Origin of the sequence: Hyunsoonleella aquatilis (assembly GCF_014270105.1) — a bacterium.
GTDB lineage: Bacteria > Bacteroidota > Bacteroidia > Flavobacteriales > Flavobacteriaceae > Jejuia > Jejuia aquatilis.
Map to the genome: position 1 here is coordinate 555,086 of NZ_JACNMF010000003.1, position 15,912 is coordinate 570,997.

15 protein-coding genes are annotated in these 15,912 nt (G+C 37.0%); 3 read left to right on the forward strand and 12 right to left on the reverse strand.

Going from position 1 to position 15,912, the window contains the following annotated elements; all coding sequences use genetic code 11:
- Nucleotides 1-22: 22 nt before the first annotated feature.
- The gene (gene hisG / locus H7U19_RS11070; RefSeq protein WP_186562309.1) at nucleotides 23-880 is read right to left on the reverse strand and encodes an ATP phosphoribosyltransferase; all 858 of its coding nucleotides are present in this window, start codon (nucleotides 878-880) and stop codon (nucleotides 23-25) included.
- 486 nt (nucleotides 881-1,366) lie between these two features.
- Here hisG and H7U19_RS11075 point away from each other — a divergent pair, with 486 nt between their 5' ends.
- The gene (locus H7U19_RS11075) at nucleotides 1,367-2,005 is read left to right on the forward strand and encodes a class I SAM-dependent methyltransferase (protein WP_186562311.1); all 639 of its coding nucleotides are present in this window, start codon (nucleotides 1,367-1,369) and stop codon (nucleotides 2,003-2,005) included.
- A gap of 97 nt (nucleotides 2,006-2,102) precedes the next feature.
- On the opposite strand, the gene H7U19_RS11080 is transcribed toward H7U19_RS11075, so the two are convergent.
- From H7U19_RS11080 to H7U19_RS11130, 11 genes are all read right to left on the reverse strand, one after another.
- Entirely contained in the window at nucleotides 2,103-2,918 is an 816-nt protein-coding gene (locus tag H7U19_RS11080) for a prohibitin family protein (protein ID WP_186562313.1), read from the reverse strand.
- A gap of 10 nt (nucleotides 2,919-2,928) precedes the next feature.
- Entirely contained in the window at nucleotides 2,929-4,773 is a 1,845-nt protein-coding gene (locus tag H7U19_RS11085; protein ID WP_343069097.1) for a VWA domain-containing protein, read from the reverse strand.
- Between the two features lie 258 nt (nucleotides 4,774-5,031).
- Nucleotides 5,032-5,778 carry a 3-oxoacyl-[acyl-carrier-protein] reductase gene (fabG, locus tag H7U19_RS11090; RefSeq protein WP_186562317.1) on the reverse strand — a complete coding sequence of 249 codons (747 nt, stop codon included), beginning with the start codon at nucleotides 5,776-5,778 and terminating at the stop codon, nucleotides 5,032-5,034.
- Between the two features lie 142 nt (nucleotides 5,779-5,920).
- Nucleotides 5,921-6,496, reverse strand: a complete 576-nt coding sequence (locus H7U19_RS11095) for a DUF4082 domain-containing protein (RefSeq protein ID WP_186562318.1) — start codon at nucleotides 6,494-6,496, stop codon at nucleotides 5,921-5,923.
- 133 nt (nucleotides 6,497-6,629) lie between these two features.
- Nucleotides 6,630-7,502 carry a succinate--CoA ligase subunit alpha gene (gene sucD, locus H7U19_RS11100; protein ID WP_186562320.1) on the reverse strand — a complete coding sequence of 291 codons (873 nt, stop codon included), beginning with the start codon at nucleotides 7,500-7,502 and terminating at the stop codon, nucleotides 6,630-6,632.
- Nucleotides 7,503-7,565: 63 nt separating this feature from the next.
- Entirely contained in the window at nucleotides 7,566-8,510 is a 945-nt protein-coding gene (gene lpxD / locus H7U19_RS11105; RefSeq protein ID WP_186562322.1) for a UDP-3-O-(3-hydroxymyristoyl)glucosamine N-acyltransferase, read from the reverse strand.
- Nucleotides 8,511-8,516: 6 nt separating this feature from the next.
- A complete protein-coding gene (efp, locus tag H7U19_RS11110) occupies nucleotides 8,517-9,083 on the reverse strand; it encodes an elongation factor P (protein ID WP_186562324.1) in 567 nt (188 codons plus the stop codon).
- Nucleotides 9,084-9,088: 5 nt separating this feature from the next.
- Nucleotides 9,089-9,874, reverse strand: coding sequence for an acyl-ACP--UDP-N-acetylglucosamine O-acyltransferase (lpxA, locus tag H7U19_RS11115; protein ID WP_186562326.1), 786 nt, complete (start codon nucleotides 9,872-9,874; stop codon nucleotides 9,089-9,091).
- 12 nt (nucleotides 9,875-9,886) lie between these two features.
- On the reverse strand, nucleotides 9,887-11,293 hold the full coding sequence (locus H7U19_RS11120; protein WP_186562328.1) for a bifunctional UDP-3-O-[3-hydroxymyristoyl] N-acetylglucosamine deacetylase/3-hydroxyacyl-ACP dehydratase: 1,407 nt from the start codon (nucleotides 11,291-11,293) through the stop codon (nucleotides 9,887-9,889).
- Nucleotides 11,280-12,305 carry a UDP-3-O-(3-hydroxymyristoyl)glucosamine N-acyltransferase gene (gene lpxD / locus H7U19_RS11125; protein WP_186562330.1) on the reverse strand — a complete coding sequence of 342 codons (1,026 nt, stop codon included), beginning with the start codon at nucleotides 12,303-12,305 and terminating at the stop codon, nucleotides 11,280-11,282. The genes H7U19_RS11120 and lpxD (H7U19_RS11125) overlap by 14 nt, the downstream gene beginning before the upstream one ends.
- A 114-nt stretch (nucleotides 12,306-12,419) precedes the next feature.
- Nucleotides 12,420-13,640 carry an HD domain-containing protein gene (locus tag H7U19_RS11130; protein ID WP_186562635.1) on the reverse strand — a complete coding sequence of 407 codons (1,221 nt, stop codon included), beginning with the start codon at nucleotides 13,638-13,640 and terminating at the stop codon, nucleotides 12,420-12,422.
- Nucleotides 13,641-13,713: 73 nt separating this feature from the next.
- On the opposite strand from H7U19_RS11130, the gene porX reads away from it, so the two are divergent.
- Both porX and tsaE read left to right on the forward strand, forming a co-directional pair.
- Entirely contained in the window at nucleotides 13,714-15,261 is a 1,548-nt protein-coding gene (gene porX / locus H7U19_RS11135) for a T9SS response regulator signal transducer PorX (protein WP_186562332.1), read from the forward strand.
- 93 nt (nucleotides 15,262-15,354) lie between these two features.
- Nucleotides 15,355-15,759: a tRNA (adenosine(37)-N6)-threonylcarbamoyltransferase complex ATPase subunit type 1 TsaE gene (tsaE, locus tag H7U19_RS11140; protein ID WP_186562334.1), complete on the forward strand. Its 405-nt coding sequence runs from the start codon at nucleotides 15,355-15,357 to the stop codon at nucleotides 15,757-15,759.
- Nucleotides 15,760-15,912: the final 153 nt, after the last annotated feature.

Consider the following 15,912-nt stretch of genomic DNA (forward strand, 5'->3'; position numbering starts at 1 on the left):
TTGCAAAAGGCTAAAAGCTATATTATAACACCATTTTTTCAATTGGGCAAACCAAAATACCTTGGGCGCCGTTTACCTTTAATTCATCGATGACTTCCCAGAACTCATTCTTGCTAATTACAGAGTGTATCGAACTCCAACCTTTTTCTGCCAAAGGCAATACAGTTGGACTCTTCATTCCTGGTAAAATATTGATGATATCTTGTACTTTGTCATTTGGAGCATTGAGTAGGATATACTTAGATTGTCTTCCTTTTAAAACCGATTGAATTCTAAATTGAATGGTCTCCAAAATTGCTTTTCGATCTTCATCCATTTTAGGCGAAACTGCCAAGACTGCCTCAGACTTCAAGATAGTATCCACTTCTTTTAGATTATTTTTGAAAAGTGTACTTCCACTTGATACGATATCGCAAATAGCATCCGCTAACCCAATATTTGGTGCAATTTCAACAGAACCATTAATGATGTGCAGATTTGCATTCACGCCATTTTTATCCAAATACATTTTTACGGTATTTGGGTAAGAAGTTGCAATACGCTTTCCTTCCAAATCTTTAATACTTAAATAATTGTCCGATTTAGGCACAGCAATACAAACACGACAAGAAGAGAAGCCTAGTTTTTCTACTACATCAATACCTTCTCCTTTTTCAATCAATACATTTTCTCCAATAATGGCGGCATCCACAACTCCGTCTTTTAAATATTGCGGGATGTCTCCATTTCTTAAATAAAAAACTTCTACAGGAAATCCTTTGGCCGAGGCCTTTAATTGATCTTTCCCATTGTCAATTGAAATACCTATATCTTTTAAAATCCGCATCGAATCTTCGTTTAAACGACCCGATTTTTGCACTGCAATTCTTAATTTACTCATTTTTGTTATTCTTCTGAGTTTGAAACTACCAAGCTGAAATTAAATTAAAAAACCCGCTTGATGAGTCTCAAACGGGTTTAAAATATATGTTGATATTACTCAATACATTTTTACTTCGCTTGAGAGCAAATGTAAAAATGATGATGTGTTTGAGTAATGTTCATTTCGTTTATTTGGTGCAAATATCAATAAAATCTAGTTAAAATTCCAAATAATACCGGCAATTTTTAAAACATTTAGATATTAAACGGTTTAGAATGACAAATCCTGTTAATAATTGAAGATTAAATACTAAATCTTAAAATATCCAATATTTAGCATTGCATTATTAATCTTTTTTAGGTGCAAAATTATACCCAAGTTAATGATACCTGAGGATTCAATAATTAGTGACGCATCTGTTCAAAAAGCAGACCTTTTTTTTTCATTGACCCTGCAATCGATAGATTAATTTAGTTATTTTGCGCCCAATTTAATAAAGCCATAATGGATCTACAAGAATTTGCGTCGAAAAAGTACGAATTATATTGCCATAAAGAAGGCAGTGAATTAATAGCAAGTGAATTTGCACTGTACATCATACTTCAATTAATTTCCTCATTCAATACCAAAAAGATTCTAGAATTGGGCGTCGGTATAGGTACAATTGCTGATACTGTATTGTCTTTTGAAGGCCAACTTAATTATACTGGCACAGAAGCGAATGATTTTTGTAGAAAAGCAATAGCACACAATTTAGCGCACATAAAAGATAACTTTACATTATTGTACGATATTGACGAAATCGGTGAACATGAACTTTTCGATCTTATCATTGTTGATGGGACGGACAACAGCCTTTCTATTGTTAAACAATATATTTCCAAAAATGGCATCGTTTTTATAGAGGGTGATAGATCTTCTCAAGTTGCAATCATCAAGAATATCTTTCCAAAACAATTAAGTGTTTTTATCCCTGGCGACTTCAAGTTTAGACAATACGGAGGAACCGATCAAGCCACATGGGATAGATGGGTAGGCGGTGGCACCGTATTCTTTGTATACCCCACTTTGAGTCAACGTTTGTTTTGGATACGACAAAAACTTAGGGCAAGGTCAGTATTTTCTAAACGCAAAGAAAATTAAGGAAAATTACACCTACCACAACTACTAGCAAATCGCTAGAGTTAAGTTTGAAGGCACACTTTTGCAGTCCGAACTTTAGTCTAAATACAACTTATGATTACTGATTTCCTAGAATAATTGGCAATCCACTATCTCCAGAACCAATAACAATCACCTTACTGTTTGGAGATTCTGATAATTTCATTGTTGCTTCAATACCTTTGTCCTGTAAAATTTTGTCCGTTAAAGAAGCACTCAAAATTTTGTTGGCGTCTGCCTTACCCTGGGCCTCAATTCGTTGCTTTTCTGCTTCTTTTTCCGCCGTCACCAATCTAAATTCATACTCCAAAGACTCCTGCTCTTGTTTTAGTTTACGCTCAATTGCTTCCTTAATAGTTGGTGGCAATGTTACATCCCGCACTAAAAATTCATTTAATTGCACAAATTGTTTTTCTAAAATTTTCTTTGTTTCAACAAAAATTTCGTCCTGAATCGCATCCCTTTTGGTAGAATACAATTGTTCTGGTGTATATCGGCCAACGACACTTCTTGCGGCACTTCGGATGGCCGGCTGTATTACCCTTTGTAAATAATTTTCGCCTAATGTTTGGTGTAACTTACCTAAATCTTCATACACGGGTTGGTACCAAGCCGAACCATCAATTTGGATTTCCAAACCATTTGATGATAGCACTCTCATTTTTTCAAATAGTTCCTGCTGACGCACCTCATAAACATAAACTTTATTCCAAGGTGCTACGATATGGAACCCTTCTCCCATAGGTGCTTCATCTGTTACTACACCTCCTCCAAATGTTTTATACAAAACCCCTGCTTCACCGGAGCCTATAGTTATGGCAGATTTTGCCAGTAAAACAAAAAGTATGACAACTGTAATGATGATAGGTAATGCAATTTTTGGTAATCTTTCCATTATTTTTTATTTAAATTAATCCGTTATATTTTCTCAAAAACCATTCGGCAGATAGCGTAAAAGCGATAATAGCCAACAGGTATTTCCAGTCTATCAAAGGTATGGTATTTTTGCTACTTTTCTGAATGGGTTTAAAACGATTATCGCTGGAAAGCTCTGAAAATAATCCACCAGCATCGTCAACAAAAAACGCCTTCCCGTCTGTGTTAGTAGCCAATTGTTGGAGGCTTGTTACATCAGCATTCAAAAATTGCTGTTCAATATTATATTCCAGTACTTCAAAAGTACCTGATCGAGAAACACTACCATCTTTTGTTTTTACAGAAAAGCTATAATTGGAAGCTGGTAAACCGCTTAAATCTGCTTGATAGTTATTGTTTTTTAGCACTAAAGGCAAGGTTTGAGCCTTTTCCGAGACATTATCCCTTAAAACGATTTCCATAGACTGACGGGCATCAAAAACGTAGCTTTTGTCAAAAACCTGAGCCTTAATAACGAGATTTACATTACCGTTATAAAAGGATTCGTATTCCACATTGAGCCTACTTTTTTTCTTGTTTGAACTCAAATATTGCATCAATTTGCTAATGAAATCATCAAAAGGCTGAAACGACTTTTCATTCAAATAACTTTGGGCACGCCATTGCCAGATGTTTTCACCAAAAAGTACAGCTTCCCTCCTTCCGTTAGTTTCAAATGTGGCCAGCAAAGGCTGGTTATTTGAAATTCCAAGCACTGTTTTTTCTAAAATGGTTTCAAATGGAACAGAAAATGAAACCTCTCCAAAATGAGATTTCAATGGAGGGAAAGATTCAAAATTGATATCCTCCACCATAAAAGGCGAAAAATTTAGGTTTAATTTCGATTGATAGTCTTCATCCTGACCCGTAATTTCATGGGTGAAATTATTATCAATATTGTTTATGAAACTGAGATTTGATTTGGCTCCAATTATTGTAAACCTGTTCTTATTTTCCTTATTTAGAGTTTCATAAAAAGGCGTAAACTTATTATTTGGTTGATAAATTATAAATAATTGAAAATCATTTACTTTACTTACAGCCTCGACTGGACTCAAGATATTGACAGAACGTTGCTCATTGCTTTCTATGCTCTTTTTGAATGCACCTAAATCTGGATGCGGAAAATCGCTCACCAATGCAATTTTTGTCTTTTGGTCAATAACTTCAACAGCAAAATTCTTGGCGTTATTTACTGTATTTTTTTCGTTTGCCAAAGGTTCTAAAATAGCCTTATAACTATTCACTCCCACTCGATTGGCAGGTAAAGTGGCATTAATCACTTTTGAATTATCTATTTTAGAAAAACTAATCCTCTTGGAATACACCGTGCTGGCCTCTTGTTTAATAAAAAAATTAGCCTCAACAGCTTCGTTGCCCTGATACACCAAAATAGCCTCAACAGGAAATCTATTTTTAGAAAAGGCATATTTATTAACATTGAGTTGCTGGATTTTTAAGTCGGTGTAAGTGATGGTATCTCCAAGTATAATGGGATATACGGGATGCTTATATTGATTTGAAATTCCGTAGTTGCTACCAAACGTTTGATTGCCATCGGAAAGCAACACCATTGGCGCAACCTCGTTTTTATAGATTTCTGAAAGTTGGTGTAGCGCACTATTGATATTCGTTTCGTTAGTACTAAAACTAATGGAATCCGAATTGATCAATTGCCTATCGAAGGTAAACACCTCAAGATCAAACTTGTTTTTTAGTTCTTCATTGTTTTTAATGGCATTGACAAAATCCAAAGCTTTTTCACTTTGCTTTAAGTGTTTGACCGAACTTGAATTGTCCACCGCCAAAACTAATTTTGGTTTTTCAGTGAACACTTTTATTTGCTCAAATTTCGGATTGATTATTAAGAGCAATAATGCGAAAAGCGTCAAAAATCTCAAAAACGTAAAAACAATCGATAAACTAGATTTATGCTTCGACTTATACCTATACTGAAAAAGCGCTATAAATAGCGCTAATATTCCAGATGATATAATGTATAAAAGTGTCTCTGTTTGCATTGAGATTTTAGACCTACGATTTTGGATTTACTATTCTCGGAAAAAAGTATATCGAAAATCTAAATTCATAAATTAAGTCAACATACCGCCATCAACATTTAAGGTTTGCCCAGTAACATATGCGCTCAAATCACTTGCCAAAAATACACAAGCATTAGCCACATCCTCTGGTGTACCACCGCGTTTTAATGGAATTCCTTCACGCCATCCCTTTACAGTTGCTTCATCCAATTTTGCTGTCATTTCAGTCTCAATAAATCCAGGAGCAATCACGTTACTCCGGATATTTCTTGAGCCCAATTCCAATGCTACGGACTTTGAAAAGCCAATAATCCCTGCTTTTGACGCTGCATAATTGGTTTGCCCTGCATTCCCCTTTACGCCAACCACAGAGCTCATATTGATGATGGAGCCTTTGCGCTGTTTCAACATAGTACGTTGCACAGCCTTGGTCATATTGAATACAGATTTCAAATTGACCTCAATAACGGTATCAAAGTCTTCCTCAGAAATACGCATCAAAAGGTTGTCCTTTGTGATTCCAGCATTATTCACTAGTATATCAATGCTTCCAAAATCGTTCACAACATCATCGGCCAATTTTTGTGCTTCTTCAAAACTTGCTGCATTGCTTTGGTAGCCTTTGGCATTTACGCCAACATCCTTCAATTCTTTTTCTAAAGCATTTCCCGCTTCAACGGAAGAACTGTAAGTAAAGGCGACATTAGCGCCTTGCTCTGCAAAAACCTGAGCAATCCCTCTCCCAATACCCCGACTAGCACCTGTAATTATTGCCGTTTTACCTTCTAATAGTTTCATATAGTTGTGGTTAGTTTTATAAGTCCTTTATGGATTTTCAATTTCAATCAAATATAAGAAATACTGAGTGTTTCAAAATAAAAAACCTCACAAAATCGTGAGGTTCTATAAGTTGAAGCATTTATTTCGAAATGATCTAAGATTAATTATTGGGTACAAATTTTATATCCACAATTCCGGCATACGCTGTTTTAATATCGTTTGGAGGCAAAACTTGTGCGTTACCCAAACTACCTTTGTACGCCAGAACCATAATATCATCCGATTCTGCCGGAAAGACAATATTCCCGGAATCGTTAAATTGATAATAGCTATTGGTGTTTACGGCAATGAAATATCGGGTTCCGGAGGTAATTTGCACGTGCGCTATATCTTCAAAAGACATTAAACCAGATGTAGAAGTAATATTTTGTGTTACCAAAATTTCTTCAGTATCTGAATTCCATAGAGTCACTCTAAATTCTCCGTTATCAGGGATACGTACACCAAGAGCGGTGATTTTTCCATTTTTGAAGGCCTTAAATTCATAACCCAGTTCGTAGGTATTTACCCAGTTAACTTTCGTGTTTTTAAGATCCATAATACCATTTTCCAATAATGTTTTCATGGGATATTGTGGGTCGGCCTGAACAGGTGGCATACCATCGTCGTCTTTAGAACAACTGCTTAGTGATATTGTGATGACTAGGGCCGTTAGAAATACTTTTATAGTTTTCATGACTTTAGGTTTTGATTGTTACACCCTTATATACACCCAAGTCCTATTTTGTTACCTCCTTTTTGAGAAAAGAACAAAAAAAATCCGTTAACCTTAAAAAGATTAACGGATTCAAAAATTTTAAAATATCTATTTAGCCGAGTACTTCAGCAACTTTTTTGCCAATTTCGGCAGGTGAATCCACTACATGGATACCAGAAGCTCTCATGATTTTCTTTTTGGCTTGAGCCGTGTCATCACTTCCGCCTACAATTGCCCCAGCATGCCCCATGGTTCGTCCAGCAGGAGCCGTTTCTCCAGCAATAAAACCTACAATTGGTTTTTTACTACCACTAGCTTTATACCAGTTTGCTGCATCTGCTTCCAACTGTCCACCAATTTCACCTATCATCACGACTGCTTCGGTTTCGGGGTCGTTAATTAAAAGTTCAACAGCCTCCTTGGTCGTGGTTCCGATAATTGGGTCACCTCCAATTCCTATAGCTGTTGTAATTCCTAAACCTTGTTTTACAACTTGGTCAGCCGCTTCATATGTTAATGTTCCTGATTTTGAAACAATTCCAACCTTTCCTTTTTTAAACACAAAGCCTGGCATGATGCCTACTTTGGCTTCTTCAGGGGTAATTACGCCTGGACAGTTAGGGCCAATTAAACGACAATCCTTTCCTTTAATATAGTTTGAAGCAGTAATCATATCTGCAACTGGAATCCCTTCGGTAATTGTAATAATAACTTTGATACCGGCATCGGCCGCTTCCATAATAGCGTCGGCCGCAAAAGCAGGTGGTACAAAAATAATGGTAGTATCGGCACCAACTTTTTCAACAGCCTCTTTAACTGTATTAAAAACAGGCTTATCCAAATGGGTTTGTCCTCCTTTACCTGGGGTAACACCACCAACTACATTGGTACCATACTCTATCATTTGACTGGCGTGAAACGTACCTTCACTACCGGTAAAGCCTTGTACAATTATTTTTGAATCTTTGTTTACTAAAACGCTCATAGAAGATTTTTTCTGATTATTAAAAACTCTAGCAAATGTAATTGATTTTGCTTGAAAAATAAACTACTTATTCTCTTGTTTTTTTAGGATTTCAAGAATTTCAGGGATTTTTTTGATAGAAGCAATTTCCTTGTATTTTGAACGGAAATCATCCGCTGGAATTCCAAAATACCCCTTGCCGCCTTCAAGAGATTTACTGACCCCGGCTTTGGCCGAGATTATGGCTCTTTTACCTATGGTAATACCACTTGTAATCCCGACTTGCCCCCAAACAGTAACTTCATCTTCAATAACAACACAGCCGGCTATCCCAACTTGAGAGGCGATCAAACATTTCTCTCCAATAACAGTATCATGACCAATTTGAACCAAATTGTCAATTTTAGTGCCTTCCTTTATAATTGTATCTCCTGTAACGCCCTTGTCAATGGTGCATGATGCACCGATATCAACATTATTTTCAATAACAACCCTTCCGCAGGATAAAAGCCTATCAAAGCCCTCTGGTCTCTTTTTGTAATAAAACGCATTGGCTCCCAGAACAGTTCCTGCATGGATGGTTACGTTATCACCGATTATCGCATCGTCATAAATACTGACATTGGAATGGATGACGCAGTTTTTACCAACAGTAACATTATTTCCGATAAATGAATTTGGTTGAATTACCGTTCCCTCCCCAATAATCGCCGAATCAGAAATTGAAGCATTTGAAGGCTGAAATGGTCTAAAATGATTAGACAACTTATTGAAATCCCTAAAAGGGTCATCACTTATTAAAAGTGTCTTCCCCTCCGGACATTCTACTTCTTTATTAATTAAAACAATAGTTGCATCAGACTGAAGCGCCTTGTCGTAGTATTTGGGATGATCCACAAAAACGATATCTCCCGGTTCCACAACATGAATTTCGTTCATCCCTAAAACAGGAAAATCAGCATCTCCGACATACTTGCAATCAATTAATTGTGCAATATTTTTTAGGGTTTGAGCTTGTGGAAATTTCAATGAAAATTATTCTTTAATTCGTTCTTTATAAGTCCCTTTTTCAGTTTCAACCTTTATTTTGTCACCTTCGTTAATGAATAAAGGTACATTTACCGTAGCACCAGTTTCAACAGTAGCCGGTTTTGTAGCGTTCGTAGCTGTATTTCCTTTTACACCTGGTTCGGTGTGCGTAACTTCCAAAATAACACTCGCCGGCATTTCAACAGAAAGAGGCATATTGTCCTCCGTATTGATTAAGACCGTAACAACTTCCCCTTCTTTCATGAGTCCAGGGTTATCTAAGGCAGCCTCCAATAATCTAATTTGCGTATAGTCCGCTTCGTTCATAAAGTGATACCACTCACTGTCATTATATAAATATTGAAATTTATGGGTTTCTACACGAACGTCGTCCAACTTATGCCCAGCTGAAAAGGTGTTATCAATAACTTTTCCGTTGGTCACACTTTTTAATTTTGTTCTTACAAAAGCAGGTCCTTTACCTGGCTTCACGTGCAAAAACTCAACGATTTTATAAATATCGTTGTTATATCTTATACATAGTCCATTTCTGATGTCACTCGTTGTAACCATATGAATTAATTTGATTTAAAATAGCCCTTCATAATTCCTCTATGCGAATTCTTGATAAATTGAAGTATTTCATCTCGCTCGGGAGTGGCTTGCATTTCGGCCTCAATAATATCAGCAGCCTGAGAGTTGTTATATGATTTTTGATAAAGTATCCTATAGATGTCCTGAATTTCCCTAATTTTTTCTGTAGAGAAGCCCCTTCTTCTTAATCCAACGGAATTAATACCCACATAAGACAGAGGTTCTCGCGCAGCTTTTACAAAGGGCGGCACATCTTTTCTAACAAGAGAACCCCCTGTTACGAAAGCATGATTGCCCACTGAAACAAATTGATGAACCGCAGTCATACCGGCCAATACCACATAGTCTCCTACTGTTATGTGCCCGGCTAAGGTGCTGTTATTCGAGAAAATACAGTTGTTCCCAACAATACAATCGTGGGCAACATGGCAATATGCCATGATGAGGCAATTATTACCTATTACTGTTTTCATTCTATCAGCCGTCCCTCTATTTATTGTAACACACTCGCGTATGGTAACATTATCTCCAATTTCAACAGTGGTTTCCTCATCGTTGTACTTAAGGTCCTGCGGTACCGCCGAAATAACGGAACCAGGAAAGATATTGCAATTCTTGCCAATCCTGGCACCTTCCATGATGGTTACATTACTCCCTATCCACGTTCCCTCTCCAATAACTACATTATTATTTATGGTTGCAAAAGGTTCAATTACCACATTTTTGGCAATTTTCGCTCCGGGGTGAACGTATGCTAAAGGTTGATTCATCTTATAATTTTCTTATTTTACTTTTGAAATCTGGGCCATCAATTCTGCTTCGGCGGCCAACATGCCATTGGCATAGGCATATCCCTGCATGTGGCAAATACCCCTGCGTATAGGTGTTATCAGCGAACACTTGAATATCAAGGTGTCTCCCGGACTAACTTTTCTTTTGAATTTTACGTTGTCCATTTTCATAAAAAACGTCAAGTAATTTTCAGGGTCAGGCACAGTGCTTAAAACTAAAATCCCACCAGTTTGAGCCATCGCCTCAACAATCAAAACACCTGGCATGACGGGGGCTCCAGGAAAATGCCCTCGGAAAAACTCTTCATTCATGGTGACATTTTTCATGCCGACGACATATTGATCGGTCAATTCATAAACTTTGTCCAACAATAAAAATGGCTGTCTGTGCGGCAACATTTTCATTATTTGGGTAACGTCCATTAAAGGTTCTTGATTCAAATCAACATTTGGCACGTTGTTGCGCCTGTCGTTCTTAATTATCTTGGATAGTTTTTTCGCAAACTGGGTATTTACAAAATGGCCCGGCTTGTTCGCAATAACTTTTCCTTTAATTCTAGTACCCACCAATGCAAGGTCCCCAAGGACATCCAGAAGTTTATGCCTAGCCGCTTCGTTGGGATGATGCAAAGTCAAGTTATCCAAAATTCCATTTGGTTTAATTGCTATATTATCTTTATTGAAGGCAACTCTTAGTTTTTCCATAGTTTCAGGAGAGAGCGGTTTGTCCACGTAGACAATAGCATTGTTCAAGTCCCCTCCTTTTATTAGACCATGCTCCAAGAGCATTTCAATCTCATGTAAAAAACTAAAAGTTCTGGAATTAGCTATATCTTTCTTGAAGTCCGAAACCTGATTTAATGTAGCGTTTTGGGTACCCAAAACTTTGGTTCCAAAATCTACCATGGTAGTAATTTGGTACTCTTTAGAAGGCATTACCAAAATTTCGCTACCGCTTTCTTCATCTGTATAAGAAATAACATCGGTAACTTCAAATACCTCCCTAGAAGCGTCCAGTTCAACAACTTCGGCCTCTTCCAAAGCTTCAACGAAAAACTTTGAAGAACCATCCATTATTGGCGGTTCGGAAGCATTAAGTTCGATTACAACATTATCAATATCAAGTCCAACTAATGCTGCCAAAACATGCTCCGAGGTTTGGATTTTAACACCGTTTTTTTCAAGACAAGTCCCACGTTGCGTGTTGGTAACGTAGTTGGCATCAGCCTCAATTACAGGTGAGCCTTCTAAATCCACGCGCTTAAATGCCAAACCAAAATTGGGTTCCGCAGGCTTAAAAGTAAGTGTTACTTTTTTTCCGGTATGCAATCCCACACCGGTTAAGGACACCTCTTTTTTTATGGTTTTTTGTTTATCCTCAGTATTAACTATTGCCATTATTTTTTTCTATATCATTAATTTGATTAACAATCTTCGGTAAGTTCTTAAAATGTACATAGGATTTGTTGTAATCCGCATAAGCCAATGCCGGCGAACCTTGAAGCACCTCATTGTCCTTAACATTCCTTCCAATTCCAGATTGCGCTTGTATGCGTACATTGTTACCTATGGTTATGTGCCCTACAATGCCTACCTGCCCTCCTATCTGGCAATTTTCACCAATTTTGGTTGAGCCGGCAATACCTGTTTGCGCGGCAATCACTGTGTTCTTGCCAATTTCAACATTGTGTGCAATTTGGATTTGATTATCCAATTTAACGCCCCTGCGAATAATTGTAGAGCCCAACGTTGCCCTATCAATAGTAGTGGCAGCACCTATATCAACAAAATCTTCTAGAATTACATTACCCGTTTGCGGGACTTTTTTGTATTCGCCTTTTTCATTGGGCGTGAACCCAAAACCGTCCGCACCTATGATAGCACCAGAATTAATCACGCAATACTTCCCAATCACACATTCGGAGTAGATTTTGGAACCCGCAAAAACTACGGTGTTATCCCCTATTTTTACATTGTCTCCAATGAATGCATTTGGGAATATCTTGACATTGTCCCCTATGATCACATTTTCGCCTACGTATGAAAAGGCACCTATGTAAACGTTATCGCCATAGCTGGAAGATTCTGCAATAAAAGACGGTTCCTCTACCCCTAGTTTATTTAGCTTTACCTGGTTGTAATACTCTAATAATTTTGAAAAGGATTTGTAAGCATCGTCTACCTTTATAAGGGTTGTGGACAGTGCGTCCTCGGGTTCAAATGATTTGTTAACAATCGTAATGGATGCCTTAGTACTATATATATACGGTGTGTATTTTGGATTTGCGAGAAACGTAAGGGATTCTTCAACGCCTTCCTCTATTTTTGAAAGTTTTGAAACCTTAACATTAGAATCGCCAACAACATCTCCCTCTAAAATCTCTGCTATTTGCTGTGCTGTGAACTTCACAAAAGTTTGCCTTAGTCTAGTTTTTACTTAATTTCAGCAAAAATAGGAAAAAAGTGCTAAAGTCGGCTATTGAATAATCGGCATTGTTTTGACCAAGTTTTGTTAGCTTCAGAATCATTTTGGATAGCAGATGTAATATTTTGTTACTGGCTTTGAAAGTGCCTTTAGATTTAAATGATCAGATGCTTTGGCAATGTCTTCAGTTTTTCCCGATTTATAAAGAATGTTAATATTCTGTTTTTTAATCTGATATGCCTGATTGAACACACTGCCAGAGAACACAAAATAATCAGCTTCGGTATCGCTAATATTATGCTTAGATTTCAACTCCTCCCTGTGTTTCTCTAAACTTTTCTCTTTGATAATTTTAGATTTTATTTTCACTTTTAACAGCTCGCGATCGATAATCATTTTACACAAATTGCTCAAAACAAAATCGTCGTGGTTTTTCCATATTTTCATTGCTGATATAATGTCATAATCATCTAGCTCACTGAAAACACCTAATGTATTAGGTTCAAAATCATCAATGGAAATATCGTTTTTCAAAAAGAACAATAATGGTTCGCTCCCCGATAACATCGCACCAGATTTGGTCAATTCCTTGGCTCTTTGCAAAACTCTTATCAGCAATTGCTCGGCCACCAAGCCGGTTTTGTGCAAATACACTTGCCAATACATAAACCGCCTAGCAATGATGAACTTTTCAACGCTGTAAATCCCTTTTTCTTCAACCACCAACTCTTCATTCTTTACATTAAGCATGGTAATCAGGCGCTCACTATTCACATTACCTTCTGCCACACCGGTGTAAAAACTATCCCGCTTCAAATAATCCGCCCTGTCAATATCCAATTGACTTGATATTAGCTGGCATAAAAATGGCCTTTCGTATTCACCTTTAAAAATTTGGATGGCAAGCGTTAAACTTCCGTTAAATTCTTCATTTAACCGCTCCATAAAAAGTAGTGAAATCTGTTCATGCGACACTCCATTAACGATGCTGTGCTCCATCGCATGCGAAAATGGTCCATGCCCAATGTCATGTAACAAAATGGCCGAATACAATGCCTCTTCCTCTGCTTTCGAAATTGTAACTCCTTTATAACGAAGTACATTAACGGCATTCTGCATTAAATGCACACAACCTATAGCATGATGAAAGCGCGTATGGTGTGCACCAGGGTAGACCAAATAAGACATCCCCATTTGGGTTATTCTTCTCAAACGCTGAAAGTATTTATGCTGAATAAGATCGAAAATTAACGAATTTGGAATTGTAATAAATCCGTAAATTGGGTCGTTTAAGATTTTAAGTTTGTTCAAACTTTGAATTTTCTTTAAATTTTTACAAATATAATTATTAGAAGTCCACACTGCGGACATTCCCTTCAAAATTGAATACATTATGATAAACATACTTTGGGTTGACGATGAAATAGACATGCTGAAGCCACATATCCTTTTTCTTGAGAAAAAGAATTATCAGGTAACTACCTGTAATAGCGGTACCGAGGCCATCGATATTATTGAGGATAATAATTTTGACATAGTATTTCTGGATGAAAACATGCCCGGGCTGACAGGTTTGGAAACCCTTAACGAAATCAAGGAAAAAAAGGACAGTCTTCCCGTGGTAATGATCACCAAAAGTGAAGAGGAATATATCATGGAAGAGGCCATTGGAAACAAAATTGCCGATTACCTGATTAAGCCCGTTAATCCCAATCAGATTTTATTAAGTCTTAAAAAGAATTTGGATCATTCAAGATTGGTTTCTGAGAAAACCACATCAAATTATCAGCAGGAATTTAGGAAGATTGCGATGGATTTGGCGATGGTAAATTCCTATGAAGATTGGGTAAACCTATATCAAAAGCTAATTTATTGGGAAATACAACTGGAAGATATCGAAGACGCCGGTATGTTCGAGATTTTGGAATCCCAAAAGACAGAGGCCAACATCCAATTTGGAAAATTTATTGATAAAAGGTATTCGGGATGGTTTGATCAAGGGGCGAATGCGCCTGTGATGAGTCATACCCTTTTTAAGGAAAAAATAGTCCCTGAATTGAGTAAGGAACAGCCCACGTTGCTGGTAGTTGTTGATAACTTGCGTTATGACCAATGGAAAGTTTTTGAGCCAATCATCAATAATTATTACAAAAAAGAACAGGAAGAAGCCTTTTTTAGCATTCTGCCCACGGCTACCCAATATGCCCGAAATGCCATTTTCTCTGGGTTGATGCCAAGTGAAATGGAAAAATTGTATCCAAAATACTGGAAAAACGACACCGACGAAGGAGGCAAAAATCTTTACGAAGCAGAGTTTTTAGAAGCACAGATGAAACGTTTGGGCCTAAACCATTTAACGTTCGGATATCATAAAATCACCAACTTGAAAACTGGAAAGAAACTAGTCGAGAATTTCAAATCCTTGAAAAGCAACGATTTGTCCGTAGTAGTTTACAACTTTGTTGATATGCTGTCACATTCCAAAACTGAAATGGAAGTTGTAAAAGAACTCGCATCCAATGACAAAGCTTACCGTTCGCTAACTTTAAGCTGGTTTAAAAATTCCCCGCTTTTGGAGATGATCCAACAAGCACACCACCTTGGTTTCAAATTGATTTTGACCACGGATCATGGTACTATAAACGTGAAGAATCCATCTAAAGTTATTGGTGACAGAGATACTAGTTTGAATCTACGTTACAAAACAGGCAGAAGTCTAACCTATGAAGACAAGGACGTACTCCTAGCCAAGGATCCAAAACGAATTCATCTTCCGGCTATAACCATGAGCAGTTCCTTTATTTTTGCAAAGGGAGACCTGTTTTTTGCCTATCCAAACAACTACAATCATTACGTTAGCTATTACCGCAATACTTATCAACACGGCGGAGTTTCATTAGAGGAAATGATTATTCCTTTTACCGTTTTTATACCAAAATAACTCCACGTAATACACAAAACATCGACGAAATGCACTTTTTATTAGTTTTTTTAAAATTATATCCTTATAATTGCACTAAATTATTGAGTTGATTTGAAAATTACGTATGAGTTACATGAAGTTGACGATGTTGCGCTGAAGTTACTCGAGCAATTGTCCTCGAAAATTGTACTGCTATACGGCACCATGGGTACTGGAAAAACAACCTTGGTAAAAAGCTTAACAAAAGCTTTAGGTAGCACGAATGAGGCTAGTAGCCCAACGTTCTCAATAGTTAATGAGTATGAAGCTGACAACGGTCTTATTTATCATTTTGATTTATATCGGATAAATGATTTGGAGGAAGCTTATAATTTTGGCATTGAAGATTATTTGTTTTCAAATCATTGGATTCTGATTGAATGGCCTGAGTTGATAGAACCCATTTTACCAGAAAATTTTAACAAAATATATCTTGATGTAGATGCAAAAGATGTTAGAATTTTGAGCTTAGAATAATGAACATTAACCTATTAAATATGTAGCCAAACCTGCACCAAGCAACAGTTTTACCTTCGATTGAACATGGATTACGGGAAAGCCACAGCAGAAAAATGAAAAAACAATGTTTTTAACATAATTTTAACATTTATCTAAAAGCTTAGCCCTATT